Consider the following 10,335-nt stretch of genomic DNA (forward strand, 5'->3'; position numbering starts at 1 on the left):
TAATTATTTTTTGCTAAATCAATCGCAATAACGTTAAGATTCACCATGTATGGACTCCTTTTGTAAAAGTTTTGTCGCTTATTACGTTACCCCCCTGTGGGAGGGGAGTCCATACATCTCTGTGGTTAGAAAAAGATCTTTAATTCACAAAGAGACTAAGAGACGCTGCGCTTTAGAGAAAACAAAAAACATTATTATCACTTCCTCATTTTCTTCTCGTTTATTTCTCTTTGTGCAAATATTTTTCGCGCGAAATAAATTTCACGCCTACATCAAACGTAGGCGTCACGCTTGCTTGGCGCGTCTAACATTCAGCACCAAGCATGCAAATTAATAGAGAAACCACAAACAATGCCGCTCTGCTCAATACTGACGGCTGAAAGCTGATAGCTCACTAAACTTCACACCCACATCAAAGACATTTAATCGCACAAAGAGACTAAGAGGCGCTTCGCTGAAGAGGAAGTAAATATAATCCAGTGGTTCCCTCATTTTCTTCTCATTCTCTTCTCTTTGTGCAACACATAACTTCCTCCTGCGTGATTGTTTCTGGTACACTTTTCCTTTGTTTTTTATTTAACTTGTATGATGACTCAACACTCTCTTACTTTAATCGTATTGGCTGGCGGGCTGGGTAGCCGCTTTGGCGGAAACAAACAAATTGCCGAAATACCAGGGCTGGGCTGTACCATCATGGAGCTTAGTATTCAGGATGCGGTTAGAGCGGGCGTGAGCCAAGCCGTGATCATCATTAATAAAAAAATTCGTGCTGAGTTTGAAGCAACCATTTTACCGCGCCTGCCTGAGTCGCTCGAAGTAATCCTCGTTGAGCAAGCAATTAGTGCAGTGCCAAATAGCTATGAGCACCTAGCCGCTGAACGACAAAAACCTTGGGGCACAGGCCATGCATTACTTTGCGCAAAACCCTATGTGAATAATCCTGCTATTGTCATTACAGCCGATGATTATTATGGCGAGTCTTCTTTTGCAATTATTAGCGAACACTTCAAACAGCATAGCAATTGGGCGATGGTAGGTTATCCAATAAAAGATACTCTATCCGAAGAAGGTGGCGTAAACCGTGGTGTATGCTCTGTTGATAGCCACCAGTATTTAACCGATGTGGTCGAATACCTAGACATCAAACTCGAAAATAATGTTTTAAAAGGTAACAACCCACAAGGTGAAAGGTTAAAAATAGCCGATGAAGCCCTTGGCTCAATGAGCTTTTGGGGAATAACACCTAGTTTATTTAATGACTTAGAAAAAGGCTTTACTGAGTTTTTAGAAAGTACTGACAACGGTGTCATTAAAGAGTACTATTTACCCAATGAGATACAACTCGCGATTAAAGATAACCGCCAAGCTGTAACCGTTTATACTGCAAAAGAGCCATGGTATGGCGTGACTTACAAAGCTGAATTGGATGCAATAGCACACACTTTATGTCAGTTACGTCGTAAGCAAAACGATTAACCCTCACCTCTTTTTGCAAAAAATAAGTAATGGAAAATTAATGAAGTCGAATCCTGTTGCAACTTATCTTTCTGAGCACTTTGGCTTAAGCACAGATAACGTAACGCTAAAGCCAATTGGCAATGGCCACATCAACACCACAATGTTGCTTAAAAATGAAGAGAACGCTTTGGTGGTGCAAAAGTTAAATACCGATGTGTTTCCTAACCCTGATCAGCTAGTTGAAAATGCACGACTAATTGAGCAGCACCTAAGTGAAAAGCACGATAATGGTGAGTACAGCCTCGAAATTATTCGTCATGTTCCAACCATCGAAAGTGATTTTTTAGTTGAATGCGATCAAGGTGTTTGGCGTGCACTCGAATTTATTGGCGGCAGTTATAGTGAAGATGTAGTAGCAACAATCTCGCAAGCACAAACTGCAGCCAATGCATTTGGACAATTCGCGCTGGCATTACAAGACTTTCAGGCTGAACAGCTTCATCATGTGATCCCAGATTTTCATAACTTAGCGATGCGCTTTGACGCTTTCAAAAAAGTCATCGAACAAGATCCTGTAAACCGTGTGGCACTTTGCCAAGACGACATCGATTTTTGTTTAGCTCAACAATCACTTGTTGAAGAACTAAAACAGCTTGAAGGTAACATTCCTTTAAGACCTTGTCATAACGACACAAAAATCAACAATATGCTGTTTTGCACGCAGTCAGATGATGCAAAAGCAGTCATCGACCTAGATACCTGTATGCCTGGTTATTGGTTATTTGATTTTGGCGATATGGTACGTACCTTCTGCTCACCTGAGCAAGAAGACTCAACTAACCTAAATAATGTACGCGTTCGTGAAGAGATCTTCGCCGCCATCGTTAAAGGTTATGTTGAACCATTACAAGGTGTGATCACCGACGCCGAAAAAGAAAGCTTCTGGTTAGGAGCCAAAGTTATGACCTTTATGATTGGCCTGCGCTTTTTAACAGACTTTATTGATGGCGATAATTACTTTGCCACCAAGCATGCAAACCACAACCTAGAACGCGCCCGTAACCAGTTTGCTCTTTATGGCGATATTCTTGAAAAAGAACATACCCTTAAAGCGATATTAGAAATAAATAAAGGATAGGTTTTATATTCACAAAGAGGATATAGAGGCGCTGCGCTGAAGAGAATACAAAAAAGCATTATTATCACTTCCTCATTCTCTTCTCATTCACTTCTCTTTGTGCAAATATTTTTCGCGCGAAATGAATTTCACGCCTACATCAAAGACATTTAATCGCACAAAGAGATTATGAGACGCTGCGCTTTAGAGGAAGTAAAAAATGCACCTGTGTTTCCCTCATTTTCTTCTCATTCACTTCTCTTTGTGTAAATATTTTCACGCGAAATAAATTTCACGCCTACATCAAACCGTGGGAACGGCTTTAGCCGTGGATAGCTGCTCGCTCGCCCCATTGCTCTATAAGTCAATAACTTCTATTCTAAAACTCTAACTTGAAAATAAGGAGATTATTATGCATATAAAACACCACGGAGCGGTGAAAGGCGTAACTGGGTCTTGCCACCAGCTATTTATTGATGACGCAAACTCTGTACTTGTTGATTGTGGTCTATTTCAAGGGGAAGACAGCAAACAAGATCTTGCAATTGAGTTTGATATATCAACGGTAAAAGCGCTGATTGTCACACATTGCCATATAGACCATGTTGGTCGCATACCCTACTTACTTGCTGCAGGTTTCAAAGGGCCTATTTTTACCTCGGTTGCCACCGCCAAGCTATTGCCTATGGTTATTGAAGATGCCTTAAAAGTAGGGGTAACACGGGACGAAGCAATGATCCGCACCTGCTTAAAGTTACTAAAAAAACAGATTGTCCCGCTCGACTTCAACAAATGGTACTGCATTCCCGTAGGAGTGGGCTTTAGCCCCGAAAAAGTGGCCTCAAGCACCCTCTACCCTAAAGCCTTATTTAAAATTCGCCTGCAACGTGCTGGGCACATTTTAGGTTCTGCCTATGTAGAAATTGAGCTAGGTAAAAAGCCAAACACGCATAGAGTGGTATTTTCTGGTGATTTAGGTGCGCCTTACACCCCCTTATTACCAACGCCAAAACCACCTTACCGCGCAGATACATTGGTTATAGAATCAACCTATGGTGATAAAAACCATCAAGGTCGTAAAGAGCGTGTAGCCGTTCTTAAAAAGGTTATTGAGCGTGCGGTAAGCGATAATGGCGTGGTACTCATACCCGCTTTTAGCATTGGCCGAACTCAAGAGCTGCTCTATGAGTTTGAGCAGCTTATTCACTCGGCAAGCAAACGCTCTATGTGGCATAAGTTGCAAATTATTGTAGATTCGCCAATGGCAGCCAACTTTACAAATGAATATTTACACTTCAAACAGCTATGGGATAACGAAGCAAAAAAACGCGTAAAACAAGGACGCCACCCGCTCGACTTTAACCAGCTACATACAATTGATAGCCACCAAGAGCACCTTGCCTTGATTAACTTTTTAGCCTCTAAACAGCAGCCGGCAATCATCATTGCTGCTAGCGGTATGTGTAATGGCGGCAGAATAGTTAATTACCTAGAGCGGTTTTTGCCCGACAAAACAACCGATGTTATTTTTGTTGGCTACCAAGGGCAAGGAACTTTAGGCCGAGAGATTCAAAAATACGGCCCACGCGGCGGCTACGTATTTATCAATAATCAAAAAGTAATGATTAAAGCGCAAATTCATACCATCAGCGGCTACAGCGCCCACGCAGATCAAAAAGGATTAATCAGGTTCGTCACCACTATGCGTAAAAAGCCAAGTGTAATCAAAATCGTCCACGGTGATGATCACGCCAAACAAGCTTTGGCAGAAAAGTTTAAAAGTGAATTAACCGAAGAGGTAAAAGTAGAAATAGTGAGTTAATAAGCAAGCAATAAAAAAGCCGCATAAATGCGGCTTTCAAGCTTAATCCCTAGTAGGAACTAACAAAAAATGGTTACTAACCACCTGTGCCACCTGTAGAGCCAGTACCACCAGAGCCTGTAACTTCATCACAAGTGAATGAGAATTCTTGAGTTAGGTCATCACCAGTTACACTATCTAATGTAATTGTGTTTGAGCCTTCAAGTTTTGAAGATAGGCTACGGAAGTTAACAGTAACTTCGTAGTTTTCGCCTTCGCGTAGGTTAGTAAGCTGGAAGTTACCATCTGCATCTTTAAGTGCAGTACGTACAGCTTTACCATCACGCTTATAACGAACAGCTGAGTTGCTTACATCTACAGCAACTTCTGAGTCATTCGCACACGAACCAGTGATAGTAAGTGTTTTATCAACATATGTGTAAGGAGATGCTAATGCAAAGTCATCAACTGTACCACAAACTGCTACTTCGTTCTCTGTCTCGCCCCAGATAGCGCCGTCTCTGTCAAATACCACTACAGTAGCAGTAGCATCAGAAGAGATACCGTAACGTTTTAAGAAACCAGGAGGAACAACACGAGAAGTACTACCTGCGCCAACTCGAGACCATAAGAAACCGTCTGATGAGTATGCAGCTAGTGTTAAACCGCCAGTAGGTACTGCATCGCCAGTAAAGTTAACAGTTAAACCGTCAGTACATACAGGAACAGATTTATTAACAGAGAACCAAGTTAAGTGGTCTGTGTCGAAGCTTACTGTACCTGCACCTTTAGTTACAGGGAAAGTCTCTGGCATCCAAATACCAGTTTCTTCGTCTAGTGAGCTTACTGTTAACTCTTCGTCAGCAGCTAAGTCAGTAGGAGCAGCTAAAGTCACGTTTAAAGTGTCACCAGCGAACTTTTTAACGCTTGTGCCATCAACAGATAGTGTAACGTTTGCTAAAGAAACAGGCACTGCAACATTGTCGCTTTCGTCATCACTGTTTAAGCCTTCAGGTAAAACTAAGTTTTTAGTTTCAGTTGAAGGGTCTGTACCAAGTACGTTTAAAGTAACTTCAGAACCTGTAACCGCTTCGCCATCAGCATTTTGCAGAGTAATGCCTGTTGGTAATGTAGCTGACGCTAAAGAAGAACCGCCTTCAGGCGTTGCATCAGCAACGATGTCTGCTGTAGTAGTAGAACCGCTGATAGCAGTAGAAACTTCAGCGTCGGCCGCTAGGCCTTCTTCGTCAGTAGGTGTTAGTAAGAATTGAGCAACTAGAACGTCGTTGTCGTCTTCATTAGAAAGGTCAACGCTAAACGCTTTAGTTACGAAACCTGGTGCCGAAACAATCGCAGTAACACTGCTTGTAGTAGAGTCGCTTTTACGTGTAACAAGGAAGCTACCTTCTTCGCCAAGATCTAAAGACTGAACTTGGTTACCATCAACATCAACAATGCTAGTTGATGCCAAGCCAGATTCTAAAAATCTAACTGTTGCGTCACCAATTACATCAAACTCGTCTTCATCGTTTGATTGAACAACAGAACCACTTACAACAAAGTCAAGTGCAGCTGGAGCTTCAGGTGCAACAACTACAACACCGCCATCACCGCCATCACCGCCGTCATCTGGCACTGGTTTATTATTATCATCATCGCTAAAACAACCTGTTAAAGCGAAAGCCGATGCTACCGATAACGCCAGTAGCGATTTTTTGTTAGTAAACATAGGGAGTCCTTCTATTCCTTTATCAACATTTGCAAATGAATTAGTTCATTAATGTAAAAGCGGCGAAAGCCAAAAAAAGTATAGCTAGCACCACATTTTTTTACAAATTAAAAACGAGTAATTCAACCTCGTTAATTATTTAAATCATCGTAACAATAATATAGCTAAAAATCTAAATTGTACAATACTTAACCCAGCTAAAATTGTTATCTGTAGGTTAAATACGCCTCTTTTAGTCTTGCTAAGTTTTGATATACATAATCGCTAGACATTCGTCCCTGATTAAGGAGCGTTCTGTAAGTACTAACAGCGCTGCCAGGAGCAAAGCCTTGGCTAAATACTAAACGGTTAACACTTTCGCCAATTTCGGTGCTAGCGGTATGCCTGTAAGACTCAGTACCCTTTATTTGGCCAAGCTTATACGCTTTCATACCTTTACGAGGCGTAAGTGGAATACTAAATGCTAAACCAGCTTTCTTAATATTAGTATCTTCATAAAATATAGCTAAATAGCTATCGCCAAACCAAAAACGACTTTCTAGTTTATAGCCAGAATCTTCGTACCAGTAGTCGCCAGCCTCTGCGTGCAAGGTAATGTCTTGTTCAACCCAATTATATTGGTAGTTAAGAGTTTGGAATGTTTTACTACCACGGTAGTCTTCGTACTTAAATGAGCCTATTCGAGCACTCACTCTGTGGCGACCTTCATCACTTAGCCAAGTTGTTTCGTTAGTAATACCCGTAAGATCGTAGCGCTCTTTTATAAAACCAACCTGTGTTTGGTTGTAAAATCCATACGGCAGCTTAAATGTTTGGTAAAACATCGCTCGGTCGAGCTCTGTTTCTTGGCGGTAACGTCTAAATGGGCCGCGCTCGTCATAATCGTCGCTATTTTCAACATTAACCTGGCCTCCTACTAATACACCCGCACCTTTCCAAATAGGTATATCTAAATCAGCTCTAATAGCAATAGAGTAATCAAACACGCCTAGCTCAGTCGCATAGGTATTACTTATGGTTGGGCTGAGTGTTAAACGCGGTTTAAAATAAGGGCTAGCCTGAGCTTTACCAGCCCAAGTAACGCCTTGAGGAATAACCGCTTTATCAAGTTGAACATTTAAATCAGGGCTAACGCCTTTTTCGATAAACAAACGGTAGTTATCAATATTACCGCTAATCGCAAGTAACGGAATGTCTGTTTTAGAAAGCTGAACGCTAAAATGTGTATTATCGTTAACAACGTTTTCGGCAATTCGGCCAAGTACTACACCAATAGCGTCAATATCGTTACGGTTAAATACTGAGTTTTCAAAGTTAACAAACACGGTTGTTAAATTGTAGCCTACAACCACATTTTCGAAGCCATCACTTATAAGCGCCTCTTTTAATGCAAATGCTTGCTTGCTTAAGCTAGAGCCAACCACTTTTTGTGCGCTTAGTGTTTGACTTTGCTCTGCAGTGGCAACTGTTACCGATTCAGGCAGTTCAGCAAGCTTTGGGGCAACCGATGTTTGAATAAACCCTAAACCATGGTCATTTACTTTTGCTGCAGGCTTAGTACTAACAGGTGCAACATATGGGGCGGGTTCTACTGCCTTATAGTTACTTTTAGCTTCGTTAGATAATGGCAGGGTAAAGTTAACCCCCCAGTAAGTGTCTTTGTCTTCAGAAAAATCTGTACTACTGTAAAAGCGGCTAGTAAAAGTAAGCTCGCCAATATCATAAAGCCACTCTTTTGGTATTGTTAAGCGCGCTGCTGCATTAACTGCCTCGGCGTCGTATTCTGTTAATAAGCTAAACCACTCCAGTGGATGCCACTCAATACCCGCAAATGCGCCATCCATTTCGCCAGTAGCGCGATCGCTTGAGCCAACACCGGCACTAAAACGAAAGTCCCATAACTCTTTTGAGGCCACAGCATAAAACGTTTTGTAGTTATTAGCGGCGCCACCAATATCTTTAGCGCCAACAGCCACGCTAAACCAATCTTTAGGTATATAAGGTAACTGGTATTTAGCATTAAACGATAAGTCGCGCGTTTGACCGCGGCCTTCACTATAAAACATATTATCGTGCATTGAGTTAGACGATATTTGCCCGCTTACTTCTAGCCCCTCAAATAACCCAGCCGAAAATATAAAGTTATGGCCGTCTTGGTATTCCTGACCTTTAAAATCTAAAAGGGTATTGTAGCCAATATCAACAGTGCCAGATTGCATAGCCTGAGCATTTGGGGTGTTAATTAAACCTGTATAACCAGAAAAAGACTGATAACTTTTTATGTCATCGGCAACCACTGGCAAGCTCAGGGCAGCCGCACAGCTTAAAAATAACGTATTAAATTTTGGCATTAGGAAATCCGAGTTAAAATTATAAAATCCTTGATTGCTTTAAATATAACATCAGAAACAAAAAACAAGAAGTTGGTATTGGAAGTTTGCAAGTTACACGTTACACGTTACACGTTACACGTTACACAAAACTGTATTCGAAGAATAGGTAAAGCAAGTGGCTAGAAAATAATTACGCACATCTAACCACTAAATATTTCGGTTAAACCGCTTTTAAATGTCGCTCTGCTGGCGAAACCATTCCGGTTACAAAATCGGTAAATTCTGCGCCGAGTTTATCGTCGCGCATGCTGTATTCAACAATCGCTTTTAAGTAGCCAAGCTTGTCGCCACAGTCGTGGGCACGGCCACTCATATGAAATGCCTCTACTATTTCGTGTTTCATTAACTCATCAATAGCATCTGTTAATTGAATTTCGCCACCTGTACCAGCAGGGGTATTAGCAAGCAGAGACCATATCGCTTTAGATAACACATAACGGCCAACTACCGCTAAGTTAGAAGGGGCAACTTCAGCTTTTGGTTTTTCAACCATAGTTTTAATTGGCGCACTTTCACCCGCTTTAATTTTAACGCCACCAATATCAGCAATACCGTATTTATGTACGCTTTCTTGTGGTACTGGTTCAAGCATAATTTGGCTTGCTTTCACCTCATTAAAGCGCTTGATCATGGCAGCCACGTTTTCGGTTTTTTGGTCAGCTGTATAGCTATCTAAAATTACATCTGGCAGTACAACAACAAAGTCGTCATCACCCACAATTGGTTTTGCACACATTACCGCATGGCCTAAGCCTTTAGCTTCGCCTTGGCGAACGTGCATAATGGTTACGTCATCAGGGCAGATAGAGCGCACTTCTTCAAGTAATGTACGCTTTACACGCTTTTCAAGGGTTGCTTCTAGCTCAAAACTGGTATCAAAGTGGTTTTCTATTGCATTCTTAGAGCTATGAGTAACTAATACAATCTCTTTAATACCTGCCGCTACGCATTCGTTTACTATGTATTGAATTAGCGGTTTATCAACTAAAGGCAGCATTTCTTTAGGGATGGCTTTAGTCATAGGTAACATGCGAGTACCAAGGCCCGCAACAGGAATAACAGCTTTCATAACTAGTCCCTTATTTAACAATTTAATCTTAAGTAAGGTCAAACTAACAGTACCAAAGTAGATACAAGCTGAATGATTTTTAATTTAGTTTGTTGTTAAAACGAATATTCATAATGAGAAAAAGAAGCTCCGCTTAAGAGAGAAATGGTAAATTTTGTTTTCTCATTTACTCTCATTCCCTTCTCTTTGTGAGTATGTTTCACGTAAAATAAACTTCACGTCTAAACCAAAGACATTTTACTGCACTAAGAAGATAAGAGGCGCTTAGCTTAAGAGGTAAACAAAGTATATTTTTGTCTACTCTTTTCCTTCTCAGTTGTTTCTCTTTGTGCAAAGCCCTTTAATTGTAGAAACGGCTTTAGCCGTGAATAGAGTTAAGATATTCGGCATTAAAGCGCCACCTACGAGATAGACCTTTAGTAAAGCCCTAGAACAAAATAAGTCGACTCAAAACTGACAGCTGACGGCTCGTGATTCTCTTTATGAATGTATCTTCGCGCGAAATACACGCCTACACCAAAGACATTTTACTGCACTAAGAGGGTAAGAGACACTTCGCTTAAGAGGTAAACAAAGTATATTTTTGTCTACTCTTTTCCTTCTCAGTTGTTTCTCTTTGTGCAAAGCCCTTTAATTGTAGAAGATGTATGGACTCCTCCCCCAAATATAGTGAGTACGGTATAAAGAAATTGGACAATTACTTTTACCAATAAGGAATCCATACATGTCAAAATTTAACCTAATTAGCATCGACTTGGCAAAAAATGT

At 41.0% G+C, this 10,335-nt stretch carries 6 protein-coding genes; 3 read left to right on the forward strand and 3 right to left on the reverse strand.

All coding sequences use genetic code 11. The features are described 5' to 3' along the window. The first annotated feature begins 588 nt into the window (after positions 1-588). The 3 genes from ABMY41_RS20650 (at position 589) to ABMY41_RS20660 (ending at position 4,397) form a co-directional block, all read left to right on the forward strand. Entirely contained in the window at positions 589-1,476 is an 888-nt protein-coding gene (locus ABMY41_RS20650; RefSeq protein ID WP_349276121.1) for an NTP transferase domain-containing protein, read from the forward strand. A gap of 40 nt (positions 1,477-1,516) precedes the next feature. Beyond that, complete coding sequence (locus tag ABMY41_RS20655; RefSeq protein WP_349276112.1) at positions 1,517-2,596, forward strand: aminoglycoside phosphotransferase family protein; 1,080 nt, start codon at positions 1,517-1,519, stop codon at positions 2,594-2,596. Positions 2,597-2,987: 391 nt separating this feature from the next. Then, the gene (locus ABMY41_RS20660; protein ID WP_349276114.1) at positions 2,988-4,397 is read left to right on the forward strand and encodes an MBL fold metallo-hydrolase; all 1,410 of its coding nucleotides are present in this window, start codon (positions 2,988-2,990) and stop codon (positions 4,395-4,397) included. Positions 4,398-4,473: 76 nt separating this feature from the next. Here ABMY41_RS20660 and ABMY41_RS20665 read toward each other — a convergent pair whose 3' ends face one another. The 3 genes from ABMY41_RS20665 to galU all read right to left on the reverse strand — a co-directional run bounded on the left by ABMY41_RS20665 (position 4,474) and on the right by galU (position 9,567). Next, positions 4,474-6,105, reverse strand: a complete 1,632-nt coding sequence (locus ABMY41_RS20665) for a hypothetical protein (RefSeq protein ID WP_349276116.1) — start codon at positions 6,103-6,105, stop codon at positions 4,474-4,476. Positions 6,106-6,311: 206 nt separating this feature from the next. Beyond that, positions 6,312-8,456, reverse strand: coding sequence for a YjbH domain-containing protein (locus tag ABMY41_RS20670; protein ID WP_349276118.1), 2,145 nt, complete (start codon positions 8,454-8,456; stop codon positions 6,312-6,314). Positions 8,457-8,658: 202 nt separating this feature from the next. Beyond that, positions 8,659-9,567, reverse strand: coding sequence for a UTP--glucose-1-phosphate uridylyltransferase GalU (gene galU / locus ABMY41_RS20675; RefSeq protein WP_349276119.1), 909 nt, complete (start codon positions 9,565-9,567; stop codon positions 8,659-8,661). Between the last annotated feature and the right edge of the window lie 768 nt (positions 9,568-10,335).

Origin of the sequence: Pseudoalteromonas sp. BZA4 (genome assembly GCF_040104395.1) — a bacterium.
Taxonomy (GTDB): Bacteria; Pseudomonadota; Gammaproteobacteria; order Enterobacterales; family Alteromonadaceae; genus Pseudoalteromonas.

What these genes read in the sequence shown, in the direction of transcription:
- ABMY41_RS20650 (WP_349276121.1), top strand. Translation starts at nt 589, where the DNA reads ATGACTCAACACTCTCTTACTTTAATCGTATTGGCTGGCGGGCTGGGT.
- ABMY41_RS20655 (WP_349276112.1), top strand. Translation starts at nt 1,517, where the DNA reads ATGAAGTCGAATCCTGTTGCAACTTATCTTTCTGAGCACTTTGGCTTA.
- ABMY41_RS20660 (WP_349276114.1), top strand. Translation starts at nt 2,988, where the DNA reads ATGCATATAAAACACCACGGAGCGGTGAAAGGCGTAACTGGGTCTTGC.
- ABMY41_RS20665 (WP_349276116.1), bottom strand. Translation starts at nt 6,105, where the DNA reads ATGTTTACTAACAAAAAATCGCTACTGGCGTTATCGGTAGCATCGGCT.
- ABMY41_RS20670 (WP_349276118.1), bottom strand. Translation starts at nt 8,456, where the DNA reads ATGCCAAAATTTAATACGTTATTTTTAAGCTGTGCGGCTGCCCTGAGC.
- galU (WP_349276119.1), bottom strand. Translation starts at nt 9,567, where the DNA reads ATGAAAGCTGTTATTCCTGTTGCGGGCCTTGGTACTCGCATGTTACCT.